This window comes from Thioalkalivibrio sp. ALE20, from assembly GCF_000381405.1.
GTDB lineage: Bacteria > Pseudomonadota > Gammaproteobacteria > Ectothiorhodospirales > Ectothiorhodospiraceae > Thioalkalivibrio.
In genome coordinates, this window is sequence record NZ_KB906489.1 from 1 (window position 1) to 15,360 (window position 15,360).

Sequence of the window (15,360 nt, forward strand, 5' to 3'; positions counted from 1 at the left end):
GATCAGCCCGATCGCCATGGAAGACGGTCTGCGTTTCGCGATTCGCGAAGGCGGCCGCACCGTGGGCGCGGGCGTCGTCTCCAAGATTATCGAGTGATAGACTGAGCAGTCAGCTGGCAGGCCTCCCGCGTTTGCATCCGGTGCAACCGCGGGTGCCTGCCTTCTACGATTACAGGCCAGTAGCTCAATTGGCAGAGCAGCGGTCTCCAAAACCGCAGGTTGGGGGTTCGAGTCCCTCCTGGCCTGCCATCTTTTACGATGGCGGCAAGCACCGGGTGAGACGATTTCATGACTGAACAATCGGAAGGCAGCGGCGTGCTGGATACCGTCAAGCTCGCCGTGGTCGTGGCCTTGCTCGTTGCCGGCGTCATGGGCTTCTACTGGTTCCAGGACGAATCGACCCTCGTGCGCGTGGTCGGTTTGCTTGCTGTCGTGGCCGTGGCCGCCGGGATCGGCATGACCACCTACAAAGGCCGACAGCTGAGCGCCTTTATGGGCAACGCCCGCACCGAAGTGCGCAAGATGGTCTGGCCGACTCGCGTCGAAACGACCCAGACTACCCTGGTCGTGATCGCCGTCGTCATCGTGGTGGGGATCTTCCTCTGGCTCCTGGACATGTTCCTGGGGTGGTCCGTCAGTCGCTTCATCGGATAGGCATCAGGAATCTACCCCATGGCATTACGCTGGTACGTAGTACAGGCATTCTCCGGCTTCGAGTCCCAGGTCAAGCGGTCGCTGGAAGAACGCATCGAGCGCTTCGAGATGCAGGACCATTTTGGCCAGATCCTGGTCCCGACCGAAGAGGTCGTGGAGATGAAGGACGGCCAGAAGCGCAAGAGTGAACGGAAGTTCTTTCCGGGGTACGTGCTGGTCCAGATGGATTTCAGCGACGAGGCCTGGCACCTGGTGAAGGCGGTCCCCCGCGTTCTCGGGTTCATCGGGGGCACGGCGGATCGCCCGGCCCCGATCAGCGAAAAGGAAGCCGAGGCCATCCTCAACCGCATGGAAGAGGGCGCGGAGAAGCCACGTCCGAAGGTCCTGTTTGAAGTTGGCGAGATGGTTCGCGTCATCGATGGGCCCTTCAACGACTTCAATGGTGTCGTCGAAGAGGTCAACTACGACAAGAGCCGTCTGCTGGTGGCCGTCCAGATTTTCGGTCGTTCGACCCCGGTGGAACTCGAGTTCCATCAGGTCGAGAAAAACTGACGCAGTCTGCGTTCAACACCTTGATCGGGGAGCCGCGAGGCGCCTGTACCCGAGGGAGTCAGCATGGCAAAGAAAATCGAAGCCTACATCAAGCTTCAGGTCGGGGCTGGCAAGGCCAACCCGAGTCCCCCCGTCGGCCCCGCACTGGGTCAGCGCGGCGTGAACATCATGGAGTTCTGCAAGGCGTTCAACGCCGAGACCCAGGACATGGAGCCCGGTCTGCCAATCCCGGTGGTGATCACCGTGTATTCCGACCGGTCGTTCACCTTCGTGACCAAGACCCCGCCGGCACAGATCCTTCTGAAGAAGGCCGCCGGAATCCAGAGCGGTTCGGGTGAGCCGAACACCAAAAAGGTCGGGAAGGTCACGCGCGAGCAGCTGGAAGAGATTGCTCGCGCCAAGGAGCCGGACCTGACCGCCGCCGACATGGACGCCGCGGTCCGGACGATCGCCGGCAGCGCCCGCAGTATGGGCATCGATGTGGAGGGTCTCTGAGATGGCGAAGCTGAGCAAACGCATGCAGACGATCCGCGAGAAGGTGGAGCCGACTCGTGCGTATCCCGCCGATGAGGCCTTCTCCCTTCTGCGCGAGCTGGCCACCGCAAAATTCCGCGAGTCCGTCGACGTCGCCGTGAATCTGGGCGTGGATCCGCGGAAATCCGACCAGGTCGTGCGCGGCTCCACGGTCCTCCCGCACGGCAACGGCAAGACCGTTCGCGTGGCGGTGTTCACCCAGGGCGATAACGCCGATGCCGCCAAAGAGGCCGGCGCGGATGTGGTCGGCATGGACGACCTTGCCGAACAGGTCAAGGCCGGTCAGCTCGATTTCGACGTGGTGATCGCCTCGCCCGACGCGATGCGCGTGGTGGGTCAGCTGGGCCAGATCCTCGGTCCGCGCGGCCTGATGCCCAACCCCAAGGTGGGTACCGTGACGCCGGATGTGGCCACGGCAGTGACCAATGCCAAGGGTGGGCAGGTGCGCTACCGCACGGACAAGGGCGGCATCGTCCACTGCACGATCGGCGCGGCCGACTTCGAGGCGGATGCCCTGAAGGACAACCTGAACGCGCTGCTGCAGGATCTGATCAAGATGAAGCCGGCGACCTCCAAGGGCCAGTACGTGCGGGGTGTCACGGTGTCCACGACGATGGGTCCCGGGCTGAAGGTCGACGGCGCCACCCTCAATCTCTGATTCCGCCGTACGCGGCGGAATCCAATGCTTTGGTCGGCTGTCGCGCGAGCGGCACGCCATCCAAGACCGCAGGCGGGCCGTTCGGCGGCGCTTAATATCTCAGCCTGCGCAGATGGTGTCACCCGATTCAGGAATGGCCTGCGACGGGAGCACCTGAGTACCGGTCTCCGGACCGGTTCACGACCATCTCCGGATGGTCTCAACAGAGGAGAGTCAACGTGGCTTTGAATCTCGATGACAAGAAGCAGATTGTCACGGAACTGGCTGCGATTGCTGCCTCGGCGCACTCCGCGGTGGGTGCGGAATATCGAGGTCTCTCGGTCGCGCAGATGACCGAGCTGCGCAAGCAGGCTCGGGAGCAGGATGTTTATCTGCGCGTGGTGAAGAACAATCTCGCCAAGCGCGCGCTGGCGGGCACGGACTTCGAGTGCATGCAGCCCGAGCTGCATGGGCCGTTGGTTCTTGCCTTCAGCCTGGAGGAGCCATCCTCCGCCGCGCGTCTGGTGCGAGATTTCGCCAAGACCAACGATCAGCTGAAAGCACGGATGGTGTCCTTCGGCGGTGAACTGATGGGGGCGAACGATCTCGAACGCCTCGCCAGCCTGCCGACCCGCGAGGAGGCCCTGAGCCAGCTGATGGCCACGATGCGCGCACCGCTCGACAAGTTCGCCCGCACCGTCAACGAGGTGCCCGGCAAACTGGTGCGTACCGTTGCAGCGATCCGCGATCAGAAGCAGGCAGCCTGATCCCGGTTCCTGGAATCCTATTCGCTAGCACATTTCTGAATGCGGGCAGCCCCGCAGGGAGAACCTACTAATGGCCGTTTCGAAAGAAGATATCCTGGAAGCCATCGGCAACATGACGGTCCTCGAAATCGTGGACCTGATTGGCGAGATGGAAGAGAAGTTCGGCGTGACCGCGGCTGCTGCCGTGGCTGCAGCCCCGGCCGCCGCCGGCGGTGGTGAAGGTGGCGGCGGTGAAGCCGAGAAGGACGAGTTCGATGTCGTCATGTCCGGCTTCGGCGACAACAAGGTTGGCGTCATCAAGGTCGTGCGCGGCCTGACCGGCCTGGGCCTGAAGGAGGCCAAGGAGATGGTCGAAGGCGTGCCCGCCACCGTGAAGGAAGGCGCGGCCAAGGAAGAAGCCGAGAAGATGAAGGCGGAGCTGGAAGAAGCCGGCGCGTCCGTCGAGCTGAAGTAACAAGGGCGTTACGCCCGTTGTCAGACGTGTCCGTCACGGGCATGCGGAGCTGGCGGCTGCGAGGCCGTCAGCTTCCGCCCGTGGTGGCGCGGATTTATTGCGCGTTGTTCTGCTAGCCCCCGAGGTATTCCATGGCCCTCAGTTATACCGAAAAGAAACGCATCCGCAAGGATTTCGGGAAGCGTCCCCAGATCCTGGACGTTCCGTATCTGCTGGAGACCCAGCTCACCTCCTACCGCAATTTCCTCCAGGAGGACCGGGGTGCGGACAGTCGCGAAGGACTCGGTCTGCACGCGGCGTTTCAGTCGGTATTTCCCATTGTCAGTTATTCCGGTCACGTTCAGCTGGAATATGTCAGTTATCGGCTCGGCGAGCCGGTCTTCGACGTCAAGGAATGCCAGATCCGCGGCGTGACCTATGCGGCCCCGCTGCGAGTGCTGCTGCGGCTGGTGATTCACGACAAGGATGCGCCTGCCGGCTCCACCGTGGTGAAGGAGGTGAAGGAGCAGGAGGTCTACATGGGCGAGCTGCCCCTGATGACCGAGAACGGCACCTTCGTGATCAACGGTACCGAGCGGGTGATCGTCTCCCAGCTGCACCGTTCGCCCGGGGTGTTCTTCGACTCCGACAAGGGCAAGACCCAGGGTAGCTCGCAGAAGCTGCTGTACAACGCACGCATCATCCCGTACCGCGGTTCGTGGCTCGATTTCGAGTTCGACGCCAAGGACGGGGTGTATGTCCGTATTGACCGTCGCCGGAAGCTGCCGGCCTCCATCCTGCTGCGTGCGCTGGGGATGGACACCGAGCAGATCCTGGAGACGTTCTTTGATTTCAATCAGCTCACGCTTGATGAAACCGGCGGTGAGCTGGACCTGATTCCCGAGCGCCTCCGCGGCGAGACGGCCGTGGTGGACATCCGTGACGGTGACCAGGTGATCGTGGAGGCGGGCCGACGCATTACCCCGCGTCACATCCGGGAGATCGAAAAGGCGGGGATCCGCACCCTGCGCGTACCGGACGAGCATCTGGTGGGCCGCGTTCTGGCGCGCACGATCATGGACCCGTCGACCGGCGAGGTGATCGGTAATGCCAACGACGCGCTGACGCAGGATCTGCTGGACCGTCTGCGCGCGGAAGGCATCCATCAGTTCGACACGATCTACACCAACGAGTACGACCACGGGCCGTACATGTCGGACACGCTGCGGCTGGATCCGACACGCACTCAGCTGGAAGCCCAGGTCGAGATCTACCGCGTGATGCGTCCGGGCGAGCCGCCGACCAAGGATGCCGCGGAGAATCTGTTCGCCAACCTGTTCTTCTCGGAAGACCGCTACGATCTTTCGGCCGTCGGCCGCATGAAGTTCAACCGCCGCGTCGGTCGTGATACCGATGAAGGCGAGGGCGTGCTGTCCACGGACGACATCCTCGATGTGCTCAAGGTCCTGATCGATCTCCGCAACGGTAACGGCCGTACCGACGACATCGACCACCTTGGCAATCGTCGCATCCGCTCGGTGGGCGAAATGGCCGAGAATCAGTTCCGCTTGGGGCTGGTCCGCGTCGAGCGCGCGGTAAGGGAACGCCTGACCGTCGCGGAGAGCGAGGGCCTGATGCCGCAGGAGCTGATCAACGCCAAGCCGGTGGCGGCCGCGATCAAGGAATTCTTCGGTTCCAGCCAGCTGTCGCAGTTCATGGACCAGAACAACCCGCTGTCCGAGGTGACCCACAAGCGCCGGATCTCCGCGCTGGGTCCGGGTGGCCTGACGCGCGAGCGCGCGGGCTTTGAAGTGCGGGACGTGCATCCCACGCATTACGGGCGGGTGTGCCCGATCGAGACGCCGGAAGGTCCGAACATCGGTCTGATCAACTCGCTGGCGGTGTATGCGCGGACCAACCGTTACGGCTTCCTCGAGACGCCGTATCGCAAGGTCGAGGACGGGCGGGTGACCGCCGAGATCGCCTATCTCTCGGCCATCGAGGAAAGCCAGTACGTCATCGCGCAGGCGAACGCGGCCATGGACGAGGACGGTCGACTGACCGATGACCTGGTGTCCTGCCGGCACCAGGAAGAGTTCACGATCTCCTCGCCGGACAAGATCCAGTATATGGATATCTCGCCGAAGCAGATCGTGTCGGTGGCGGCCGCGCTGTTGCCGTTCCTGGAGCATGACGACGCGAACCGCGCGCTGATGGGCGCCAACATGCAGCGCCAGGCGGTTCCGTGCTTGCGCTCGGACAAGCCGCTGGTCGGGACCGGTATCGAACGTACCGTCGCCATCGACTCCGGCTCGGCGATTGTCGCCCGTCGCGGTGGCACCGTGGATTCCGCGGACGCCGGGCGTGTGGTCGTGCGGGTCAATGACGACGAGACCCAGCCGGGCGAACCCGGCGTGGATATCTACAATCTGACCAAGTATTCGCGCTCGAACCAGAACACCGCGATCAACCAGCGTCCGCTGGTGGCCGTTGGTGACGAAATTGCGCGCGGCGATGTGCTGGCCGACGGTTCCTCCACGGACATGGGCGACCTGGCGCTGGGCCAGAACATGATGGTCGCCTTCATGCCCTGGAACGGCTACAACTTCGAGGACTCGATCCTGATCTCGGAGCGTGCGGTTCACGAGGATCGCTATACCACCATTCACATCGAGGAGCTCAACTGCACCGCGCGTGACACCAAGCTCGGGCAGGAAGAGGTGACGGCCGACATCCCCAATGTCTCCGAATCGCTGCTGTCCAAGCTGGACGAGTCCGGTGTGGTGTACGTGGGTGCCGAGGTGAAGCCGGGCGACATCCTGGTCGGGAAGGTGACGCCCAAGGGCGAGACCCAGCTGACGCCGGAAGAGAAGCTTCTGCGTGCGATCTTCGGCGAAAAGGCGTCGGACGTGAAGGATACGTCCCTGCGCGTCCCGTCGGGTGTCGAGGGAACGGTCATCGACGTTCGGGTGTTCACGCGGGACGGCGTCGAGAAGGACGCCCGGGCCAAGTCGATCGAAGAGGACGACATGGCCGCGGTGCGCAAGGACCTGCGGGATCAGCTGCGGATCTACGAGGACGACATCTTTGCGCGGATGGAGAAGCTCCTGGTCAACAAGACCGCCGCAGGCGGGCCCGACGGGCTGGGAGACGGCTCCAGGGTGACGAAGAAATACCTGCAGGGCCTGTCGCGTGACCAGTGGTTCGAGATCCGCCTGCAGGATGACGACGTGAATGCCCAGCTGGAGGACCTCGGGCGTCAGCTCAAGGACCAGAAAACGGCGTTTGACGAAAAGGTCGAGCACCAGAAGGCGAAGCTGGCCGCGGGGGACGATCTGCCGCCGGGCGTGCAGAAGATGGTCAAAGTCTACGTGGCCGTGAAGCGCCGTCTCCAGCCGGGCGACAAGATGGCCGGTCGGCACGGGAACAAGGGCGTGATCTCGATGATCGTGCCGGAAGAAGACATGCCGTTCCTGGATGACGGGACGCCGGTGGACGTGGTTCTGAACCCGCTGGGTGTGCCTTCGCGCATGAACGTCGGTCAGGTGCTCGAGGTCCATCTTGGCTGGGCCGCGAGGGGGCTGGGCGACAAGATCAACCGCATGCTCGAGGCGCAATCCGAGATCGCGAAGCTCCGCGAGTTCCTGGACCGCATCTACAACCACCGTGATCGCAAGGTCAACCTGGACGAGCTCTCGGACAGCGAGATCCTGACCCTGTGCCGGAACCTGCGGGGCGGCGTGCCGATGGCGACACCGGTGTTCGACGGTGCGGCCGAGGAAGAGATCAAGGAGATGCTGCGGCTCGCCGATCTGCCCGAGACGGGGCAGGCGACCCTGTACGACGGCCGGACCGGGGAGGCCTTCGATCGCCCGGTGACGGTGGGCTACATGCATATGCTGAAGCTCAACCACCTGGTCGACGACAAGATGCACGCGCGCTCCACCGGCCCGTACTCGCTGGTGACCCAGCAGCCGCTGGGTGGCAAGGCGCAGTTCGGTGGCCAGCGCTTCGGCGAGATGGAGGTCTGGGCGCTGGAGGCCTACGGTGCTGCCTACACCCTGCAGGAAATGCTGACGGTGAAGGCGGACGACGTGCAAGGCCGCAACAAGATGTACAAGAACATCGTCGACGGCGAGCACCAGATGGAAGCCAATGTGCCCGAGTCCTTCAACGTGCTGATGAAGGAAATCAAGGCGCTGGGCATCAACATCGAGCTCGAGCAGGACTGACCCGCTCCGTTCGCAACGTGATCCGAAGGGGCGCCGTGCGCCCCTCGAAAACTAGCTGTGAGGCAAGTGAATGAAAGACCTCCTGAATCTGTTCAAGCAGCAGACCCAGCCGGAAGAGTTTGACGCCATCCGGATTGGCCTGGCGTCCTCCGACCAGGTGCGCTCCTGGTCGTTCGGCGAAGTGAAAAAGCCGGAGACGATCAACTACCGGACCTTCAAGCCGGAGCGGGACGGGCTGTTCTGTGCCAAGATCTTCGGCCCGGTGAAGGATTACGAGTGCCTCTGCGGCAAGTACAAGCGCCTGAAGCACCGGGGCGTGGTGTGCGAGAAGTGTGGCGTCGAGGTGACCCAGACCAAGGTGCGCCGCGAGCGCATGGGGCATATCGACCTGGCCTCGCCGGTGGCGCATATCTGGTACCTGAAGAGCCTGCCGTCGCGCATCGGCCTGCTGCTGGACATGACTCTGAAGGACATCGAGAAGGTGCTGTACTTCGAGTCCTTCATCGTGACCGACCCGGGGTTCACCACCCTGGAGAAGCGTCAGCTCCTGACCGACGAGGAGTACCTCGAGGCGATGGAGGAACACGGTGACGACTTCACCGCGATGATGGGTGCGGAAGCGGTCCTGAGCCTTCTGAAGGAGCTGGATCTGCAGTCCGAGGCCGCGCGCATGCGCCAGGAACTGTCGGAGACGGGTTCCGAAACCAAGATCAAGCGGCTCGGCAAGCGCCTGAAGCTGATCGAGTCGTTCCTCGAATCTGGCAACAAGCCGGAATGGATGATCATGGACGTGCTGCCGGTGCTGCCGCCGGACCTGCGCCCGCTGGTGCCGCTGGACGGCGGTCGTTTCGCGACCTCCGACCTGAACGACTTGTACCGCCGGGTGATCAATCGCAACAACCGTCTGCGCCGTCTGCTGGAGCTGAATGCCCCGGACATCATCGTGCGCAACGAAAAGCGCATGCTGCAGGAATCGGTCGACGCCCTGCTGGATAACGGCCGTCGCGGCCGTGCGATCACCGGCACCAACAAGCGCCCGCTGAAGTCTCTGGCCGACATGATCAAGGGCAAGCAGGGTCGCTTCCGCCAGAACCTGCTGGGCAAGCGCGTCGACTACTCCGGCCGCTCCGTGATCGTGGTCGGCCCGACCCTGCGCCTGCACCAGTGCGGCCTGCCCAAGCGCATGGCGCTGGAACTGTTCAAGCCGTTCATCTTCGGCAAGCTGCAGCGCCGCGGCCTGGCGACCACCATCAAGGCCGCCAAGAAGGCCGTGGAGAAGGAAGGCCCCGAGGTCTGGGACATCCTCGAAGAGGTGATCCGCGAGCACCCGGTGATGCTGAACCGCGCCCCGACCCTGCACCGCCTGGGCATCCAGGCCTTCGAACCGGTGCTGATCGAGGGCAAGGCGATCCAGCTGCATCCGCTGGTCTGTGCCGCGTTCAACGCCGACTTCGACGGTGACCAGATGGCCGTGCACGTGCCGCTGTCGCTGGAGGCCCAGCTGGAGGCGCGCACGTTGATGCTGTCCTCCAACAACGTTCTGTCCCCGGCCAATGGCGAGCCCATTATCGTGCCGTCGCAGGACATCGTGCTCGGCCTTTATTACCTGTCGCGGGAGAAGGTCAATGCCCGGGGCGAGGGCATGGTGTTCGCGGACGTGGATGAGGTGCATCGCGCCTACGAGAACGGCAAGGTCGATCTGCATGCGCGCGTCACCGTGCGCATGGAGGATCCGCACGCCGAACATGCCGAGAGCGAGGGCGAGCGTCCGCGCGTGCGTCTGGAAACCACGGTCGGGCGGGCGATCCTGTCGCGGGTCATGCCCCGCGGACTGCCCTTCGAGCTGATCGATCAGGAGCTGGACAAGAAGAGCATCTCGCACCTGATCAATGCCTGCTACCGCCGCCTGGGCCTCAAGGACACCGTGGTGTTCGCTGACCAGCTGATGTATGCCGGTTTCTACTACTCGACCCGTGCCGGCGTGTCTTTCTGCGCGGATGACATGGTCATTCCGGAGGAAAAGCAGCCGATCCTGGAGAATGCCGAGGAGCAGGTGAAGGAGATCGAGGAGCAGTACGCCTCGGGCCTGGTCACCAAGGGCGAGCGCTACAACAAGGTCGTGGACATCTGGGCGCACTGTAATGACCAGGTGGCGAAGTCGATGATGGAGCACCTCGGCAAGGAAGAGGTGACGAATCGCGACGGCGAAGTGGTCGAGCAGCGTGCGTTCAATTCCATCTTCATGATGGCCGACTCCGGGGCGCGCGGATCCGCGGCGCAGATTCGCCAGCTGGCGGGCATGCGCGGGCTGATGGCGAAGCCGGACGGGTCCATCATCGAGACACCGATCACCGCGAACTTCCGCGAGGGTCTCAACGTCCTGCAGTACTTCATCTCGACCCACGGCGCCCGCAAGGGCCTGGCGGATACCGCGCTGAAGACGGCCAACTCGGGATACCTCACGCGTCGCCTGGTGGACGTGTCGCAGGACGTGGTGGTGACCGAGCCCGACTGCGGTACCGAACAGGGCCTCTTGATGAAGCCGATCATCGAGGGCGGCGATGTGGTCGAACCGCTGCGCGACCGCGTGCTTGGTCGCACGGTGGCGGTGGACATCCTGCGCCCGGGCACGGACGAGGTGCTGGTGCCGAAGGACACCCTGCTCGACGAGGCGATGGTGGATCAGCTCGACGCCGCGGGCGTCGACGAGGTCCTGGTTCGGTCGGCGATCACTTGCGAGACCCGCCAGGGTATCTGCGCCAAATGCTACGGGCGCGATCTGGCGCGCGGCCACGAGGTTAACTCGGGTGAATCGGTGGGGGTCATCGCGGCCCAGTCGATCGGCGAGCCCGGAACCCAGCTGACCATGCGTACGTTCCACATCGGGGGTGCTGCGTCCCGCGCCGTCACGGTCAGTGCGATCCAGGTCAAGAATGCCGGCCACATTCGTCTCCACAACATCAAGACCGTGGAGCACAAGTCCGGCAACCTGGTGGCGGTGTCGCGTTCCGGCGAACTGGGTGTGGTCGACGAATCCGGTCGCGAGCGCGAGCGCTACAAGGTTCCCTATGGCGCGACGATCATGGTCCACGAGGGCGATGCGGTCGAAGCCGGTCAGGAAATCGCCACCTGGGATCCGCATACCCACCCGATCGTGACCGAAGTGGCGGGTACCGTGAAGCTCGCGGATTTCATCGAAAACGTGACGGTGACGAAGGAGACGGACGAGTTCACCGGCCTGTCCTCCAACGTGGTCCTCGATCCCAAGAGCCGGAGTTCCGCGGGCAAGGATCTGCGGCCCACGGTCAAGCTGCTGGATGACGCCGGGAACGAGGTCTACATCCCGGGGACGGACATGCCCGCGCAGTACATGCTGCCGGCCAACGCGATCTTCAACCTGGAAGACAATGCGCGGGTCGAAGTGGGTGACGTTATTGCGCGGCTGCCGCAGGAGTCCTCGAAGACCCGTGACATCACCGGCGGTCTGCCGCGCGTCGCCGATCTGTTCGAGGCGCGCAAGCCCAAGGAGCCGGCGATTCTGGCGGAGCTGTCCGGTACGGTTTCGTTTGGCAAGGAGACCAAGGGCAAGCAGCGCCTCATCATCACGCCGGACCGGGGCGACGCCCACGAGATGCTGATTGCCAAGCAGCGGACCGTTAATGTGTTCGAGGGCGAACGTGTCGAGCAGGGCGAAGTGATCGTCGATGGCGAACTGGACCCGCACGATATCCTCCGCCTGCGGGGCGTCACCGCACTCGCGGAATATCAGGTGCAGGAGATCCAGGACGTATATCGTCTGCAGGGCGTAAAGATCAACGACAAGCACATCGAAGTCGTCGTCCGCCAGATGCTGCGCAAGGTCAACATCCTGGATCCGGGCGACACCCGGTTCCTGTCCGGTGACCAGGTGGATCGCACTCGTGTCCTCGAGGAGAACGAGAAGCTGTCCGGCGATCAGCAGCCGGCGACCTACGAACGCGTGCTCCTGGGGATTACCAAGGCCTCGCTGGTGACGGAATCGTTCATCTCCGCGGCCTCCTTCCAGGAGACCACGCGGGTGCTGACCGAGGCCTCGACGCGCGGGGCGCGGGACGACCTTCGCGGGCTCAAGGAGAACGTGATCGTGGGTCGCCTGATCCCCGCGGGGACCGGGCTGGCTTATCACAAGGAACGCCGGCGCAGGCGGGCGCTCGAGATGCCGGAGTTCGAAACGGTGGGCGAGAGCGAACCGGAGGCCGAACCGGCCGAAGCGCCTTCGGCAGGGCCGGGCAGCGACGCCGGCGGCGACAGTGGAACATCGGGTGATTCCGCGCAGTGAGGCGGAGTCGAGTTGACAGTCAAGAGGGCGCGCATTAAACTTCCGCTCCCTCGACAGGCCGGTCTCGGCACCGGCCTGTCGTTATTTTTAGGCTAGGAGAAAGGGTTTCATGGCCACGATCAACCAGTTGGTACGAAAGCCGCGCAAGCGGCCGGTCGAGAAGAGCGACGTGCCGGCGCTTCAGGGTTCGCCGCAGAAGCGCGGTGTATGCACCCGTGTCTACACCACCACGCCCAAGAAGCCGAACTCGGCGCTGCGCAAGGTTGCGCGCGTGCGGCTGACCAATGGTTACGAGGTCAGCTCCTATATCGGTGGCGAAGGGCACAACCTGCAGGAGCACTCGGTGGTCCTGATTCGTGGTGGTCGTGTGAAGGACCTCCCGGGTGTGCGCTATCACACGGTCCGCGGAAGCCTGGACACCCAGGGCGTGCAGAAGCGCGCGAAGGGTCGTTCCAAGTACGGGACCAAGCGTCCGAAGAAATCCTAACCGTGTTCAAGTCCGGGAACTGAAACAATGTCGAGAAGAGCAGCCGCACCCAAGCGTCACATCCTCCCCGATCCGAAATTCGGGAGCGATCGTCTGGCGAAGTTCATCAATACCGTCATGCGGGATGGCAAGAAGTCCGTCGCCGAGCGGGTCGTCTATGGCGCGCTGGACCAGATCGAGTCCAAGCAGGGTGACGGCCTGGGCGCGCTCGAGCGTGCGCTGGACAACGTGCGGCCGCGGGTCGAGGTGAAGGGCCGCCGGGTCGGCGGTGCCACCTATCAGGTTCCCGTCGAGGTGCGCGCGGTTCGTCAGGACGCGCTGGCGATGCGCTGGGTGGTCGAGGCAGCGCGCAAGCGCGGCGAGCGCACCATGGCCATGAAGCTGGCCGGCGAGCTGATGGATGCGGCCGACAGCAAGGGTTCCGCCGTCAAGAAGCGCGAAGACACTCACCGGATGGCGGATGCCAACAAGGCATTCGCGCACTTCCGCTGGTAAGAACGAAGAGGCACCTCAGTGGCACGCAAGACCCCCATCAAGCGCTATCGCAATATCGGCATCAGCGCGCATATCGACGCCGGCAAGACCACGACGACCGAGCGCATCCTGTTCTACACCGGCCTGTCGCACAAGATCGGTGAGGTGCATGACGGCGCCGCCGTGATGGACTGGATGGATCAGGAGCAGGAGCGCGGTATTACGATCACCTCCGCGGCGACGACCTCGTTCTGGTCCGGCATGGCCAAGCAGTTCCCGGAACACCGCATCAACATCATCGATACCCCGGGGCACGTGGACTTCACGATCGAGGTGGAGCGTTCCATGCGTGTTCTGGACGGTGCTTGCATGGTGTATTGCGCTGTCGGCGGTGTGCAGCCGCAGTCGGAGACCGTGTGGCGCCAGGCCACGAAGTACGAAGTGCCGCGGATCGCGTTCGTCAACAAGATGGACCGCGCCGGTGCCGACTACGAACGCGTCTACAATCAGATGCGCGAGCGCCTGAAGGCCAATCCGGTGCCGATCCAGATCCCGATCGGTTCCGAAGATGCCTTCGCGGGGGTGATCGACCTGGTGAAGATGCAGGCCATCCACTGGCATGATGACAACTATGGCATCAGTTTCGATTACGGCGAGATTCCGGAGGAGCTGAAGGCCGACGCCGAGAAGTGGCGCGAGAATCTGGTCGAGTCCGCCGCCGAGGCCTCGGAAGAGCTGATGGAGAAATACCTCGGCGAGGGCGAGCTGAGCGAGGAAGATATCAAGGCCGCACTGCGCAAGCGCACGCTGGACCTCGAAATCGTGCCGATGATGTGCGGCTCCGCATTCAAGAACAAGGGTGTCCAGGCGATGCTGGACGCCGTGGTCGAATACCTGCCCTCGCCGGAAGAAGTCAAGGCGATCAAGGGCGTCAAGGCCGGTACGGAAGATCCCATCGAAAAGAAGGCAACCGACGAAGAACCGTTCGCGGGTCTGGCCTTCAAGCTGATGAGCGATCCCTACGTCGGGAGCCTGACGTTCGTTCGCGTCTACTCGGGGGTGGTTAAGGCCGGTGACACGGTGCTGAACACCCAGAACAACCGTCGCGAACGTATCGGGCGCATTCTGCAGATGCATTCGAACAGCCGCGAGGAGATTCCGGAGCTGCGTGCCGGTGACATCGGTGCGGTGGTCGGCCTGAAGGACCTCTACACCGGGACCACGCTTTGCTCGCCCGATGATCCGGTCGAGCTGGAGCGCATGGAGTTCCCGGATCCGGTGATCTCCATCGCGGTCGAGCCGAAGACGAAGACCGACCAGGAAAAGATGGGCATGGCGCTGAACAAGCTGGCGCAGGAAGACCCGTCGTTCCAGGTGCGGACGGATGAAGAGTCCGGTCAGACCATCATTTCGGGCATGGGCGAGCTGCATCTCGAGGTGCTGGTCGATCGCCTGAAGCGGGAATTCAAGGTCGAGGCCAACGTGGGGCAGCCGCAGGTCGCCTACCGCGAGACCATCACCAAGTCGATCGAACAGGAAGGCAAGTTCGTCAAGCAGTCCGGCGGGCGTGGTCAGTATGGTCACGTCTGGCTGCGGATCGAGCCGCAGGAGCCGGGTGTCGGCTTCGAATTCAAGAACGAGATTGTCGGTGGCGTGGTTCCGAAGGATTACGTGCCGGCGGTGCAGAAGGGTATCGAAGAGCAGATGCGTAATGGCGTGCTCGCTGGCTACCCCATCGAGGATGTCAAGGTGAGTCTCTTCGACGGCTCCTACCACGATGTCGACTCGAACGAGAACGCCTTCAAGGTCGCGGCCTCCATGGCCTTCAAGGAGGGGGCCCTGCGTGCCGGGGCGGTGCTGCTCGAGCCGATGATGAAGGTCGAGGTGGAGACCCCCGAGGAGTACATGGGTGACGTGATGGGCGACCTTAACGGCCGTCGGGGCCTGGTGCGCGGCATGGAAGACGTTGCCGGCCAGAAGCTCCTGCATGCGGAAGTCCCGCTGTCGGAAATGTTCGGGTACTCGACCCAGCTCCGCTCGCTGACCCAGGGCCGCGCGACGTATTCGATGGAATTCGAGAAATACTCGGAGGCGCCGGCCCAGATCGCCGACGCCGTGGCCCGCAAGGCGTCCTGATACCGCCATTCCGTAGAGAACGATTTAAGAGGTCTTAGCTGTGTCCAAGGAAAAGTTCGAACGCAAGAAGCCGCACGTGAATGTGGGGACGATTGGTCATGTGGACCACGGGAAGACGACGCTGACGGCGGCGTTG

12 protein-coding genes, 1 tRNA gene and 1 pseudogene are annotated in these 15,360 nt (G+C 63.4%); all 14 read left to right on the plus strand.

Annotated elements, in window-relative coordinates; translation table 11 throughout:
• Positions 1-97 (plus strand): annotated as a pseudogene (locus F790_RS14420) (elongation factor Tu); the annotation flags it as partial.
• 76 nt (positions 98-173) lie between these two features.
• A tRNA-Trp gene (locus F790_RS0113425) sits at positions 174-249 on the plus strand.
• A 39-nt stretch (positions 250-288) separates the two neighbouring features.
• Complete coding sequence (gene secE, locus F790_RS0113430; protein ID WP_019022912.1) at positions 289-654, plus strand: preprotein translocase subunit SecE; 366 nt, start codon at positions 289-291, stop codon at positions 652-654.
• A gap of 18 nt (positions 655-672) precedes the next feature.
• Positions 673-1,206 (plus strand): transcription termination/antitermination protein NusG, encoded by a 534-nt coding sequence (gene nusG / locus F790_RS0113435; RefSeq protein ID WP_018871342.1) that lies wholly within the window; start codon positions 673-675, stop codon positions 1,204-1,206.
• Between the two features lie 63 nt (positions 1,207-1,269).
• Positions 1,270-1,701: a 50S ribosomal protein L11 gene (gene rplK / locus F790_RS0113440; protein ID WP_018871343.1), complete on the plus strand. Its 432-nt coding sequence runs from the start codon at positions 1,270-1,272 to the stop codon at positions 1,699-1,701.
• Position 1,702: 1 nt separating this feature from the next.
• Positions 1,703-2,398 carry a 50S ribosomal protein L1 gene (rplA, locus tag F790_RS0113445; RefSeq protein ID WP_018871344.1) on the plus strand — a complete coding sequence of 232 codons (696 nt, stop codon included), beginning with the start codon at positions 1,703-1,705 and terminating at the stop codon, positions 2,396-2,398.
• Positions 2,399-2,622: 224 nt separating this feature from the next.
• The gene (gene rplJ, locus F790_RS0113450) at positions 2,623-3,144 is read left to right on the plus strand and encodes a 50S ribosomal protein L10 (RefSeq protein WP_018871345.1); all 522 of its coding nucleotides are present in this window, start codon (positions 2,623-2,625) and stop codon (positions 3,142-3,144) included.
• 70 nt (positions 3,145-3,214) lie between these two features.
• Positions 3,215-3,598: a 50S ribosomal protein L7/L12 gene (gene rplL, locus F790_RS0113455; protein WP_018947939.1), complete on the plus strand. Its 384-nt coding sequence runs from the start codon at positions 3,215-3,217 to the stop codon at positions 3,596-3,598.
• Positions 3,599-3,729: 131 nt separating this feature from the next.
• Positions 3,730-7,809, plus strand: a complete 4,080-nt coding sequence (rpoB, locus tag F790_RS0113460) for a DNA-directed RNA polymerase subunit beta (protein WP_019592000.1) — start codon at positions 3,730-3,732, stop codon at positions 7,807-7,809.
• A gap of 70 nt (positions 7,810-7,879) precedes the next feature.
• Complete coding sequence (rpoC, locus tag F790_RS0113465) at positions 7,880-12,127, plus strand: DNA-directed RNA polymerase subunit beta' (RefSeq protein WP_019592001.1); 4,248 nt, start codon at positions 7,880-7,882, stop codon at positions 12,125-12,127.
• Positions 12,128-12,236: 109 nt separating this feature from the next.
• Positions 12,237-12,614 (plus strand): 30S ribosomal protein S12, encoded by a 378-nt coding sequence (rpsL, locus tag F790_RS0113470; protein WP_018871349.1) that lies wholly within the window; start codon positions 12,237-12,239, stop codon positions 12,612-12,614.
• A 27-nt stretch (positions 12,615-12,641) separates the two neighbouring features.
• Positions 12,642-13,109, plus strand: a complete 468-nt coding sequence (rpsG, locus tag F790_RS0113475) for a 30S ribosomal protein S7 (RefSeq protein ID WP_018871350.1) — start codon at positions 12,642-12,644, stop codon at positions 13,107-13,109.
• A gap of 18 nt (positions 13,110-13,127) precedes the next feature.
• A complete protein-coding gene (gene fusA, locus F790_RS0113480) occupies positions 13,128-15,224 on the plus strand; it encodes an elongation factor G (RefSeq protein WP_018871351.1) in 2,097 nt (698 codons plus the stop codon).
• Positions 15,225-15,264: 40 nt separating this feature from the next.
• Positions 15,265-15,360 (plus strand): GTP-binding protein (locus F790_RS14425; protein WP_018873918.1); only part of this gene is annotated, 96 nt, incomplete at its 3' end.

Coding starts and splice junctions, on each gene's coding strand:
- rpoB (WP_019592000.1), top strand. CDS start 3,730: ATGGCCCTCAGTTATACCGAAAAGAAACGCATCCGCAAGGATTTCGGG.
- rplA (WP_018871344.1), top strand. CDS start 1,703: ATGGCGAAGCTGAGCAAACGCATGCAGACGATCCGCGAGAAGGTGGAG.
- rplK (WP_018871343.1), top strand. CDS start 1,270: ATGGCAAAGAAAATCGAAGCCTACATCAAGCTTCAGGTCGGGGCTGGC.
- secE (WP_019022912.1), top strand. CDS start 289: ATGACTGAACAATCGGAAGGCAGCGGCGTGCTGGATACCGTCAAGCTC.
- rpsL (WP_018871349.1), top strand. CDS start 12,237: ATGGCCACGATCAACCAGTTGGTACGAAAGCCGCGCAAGCGGCCGGTC.
- rplL (WP_018947939.1), top strand. CDS start 3,215: ATGGCCGTTTCGAAAGAAGATATCCTGGAAGCCATCGGCAACATGACG.
- nusG (WP_018871342.1), top strand. CDS start 673: ATGGCATTACGCTGGTACGTAGTACAGGCATTCTCCGGCTTCGAGTCC.
- rpsG (WP_018871350.1), top strand. CDS start 12,642: ATGTCGAGAAGAGCAGCCGCACCCAAGCGTCACATCCTCCCCGATCCG.
- rpoC (WP_019592001.1), top strand. CDS start 7,880: ATGAAAGACCTCCTGAATCTGTTCAAGCAGCAGACCCAGCCGGAAGAG.